Below are 507 nucleotides of genomic sequence, written 5' to 3'. Positions count from 1 at the left end.
TGAGCGCAGAGGATGGAGCTGAGAAGAAGCAGGATAAGCGGGAAGAGAAGCGACAAGCTCCGGGGCATGATCTGAAACTCTATCTCCATGGCGATTTGGGCGCGGGGAAGACCACCTTTTCACGTTACTTTATCCAAGCCTTTGGTGTGACCGGTGCGGTGAAGAGCCCCACCTATACTTTGATCGAGCCTTATGAGATTACTCTCCTGGCAGAGCTTGCATCAGAGAAGGGGCGTGGGAAGTCGGCGTCGAAAACAAATTCAAAAATGGGTCAGGAGCAGAAAGAGGGTGAGAGCGATCATGTAATGACCATCTATCATGCCGATCTTTATCGTTTAGCCTCCCCTTTAGAGCTCTATGATTTAGGATTGCTCGAAGAGCAGGGGATCTGGCTTATTGAGTGGCCGGAGAAGGGGGATGGAGTCTTGCCGCTAGCGGATATTGAGCTCAATTTAATGCGCGAGGGCGAGCAGCTGAGTCTGCGGATGAGTCCACAGAGTCCTCTTG

At 51.9% G+C, this 507-nt stretch carries 1 protein-coding gene; it reads left to right on the top strand.

Annotated features, from left to right (window positions below; translation table 11 throughout):
* Positions 1-507: tRNA (adenosine(37)-N6)-threonylcarbamoyltransferase complex ATPase subunit type 1 TsaE (gene tsaE / locus FK268_RS26310; protein WP_146437932.1), on the top strand; the 507-nt coding region annotated here is incomplete at both ends.

It is taken from the genome of Tsukamurella sputi (genome assembly GCF_007858445.1).
GTDB lineage: Bacteria > Actinomycetota > Actinomycetes > Mycobacteriales > Mycobacteriaceae > Tsukamurella > Tsukamurella sputi.
The sequence above is the reverse complement of the archived record's forward strand: the minus strand, read 5'-3'. Positions and strand labels throughout refer to the sequence as shown.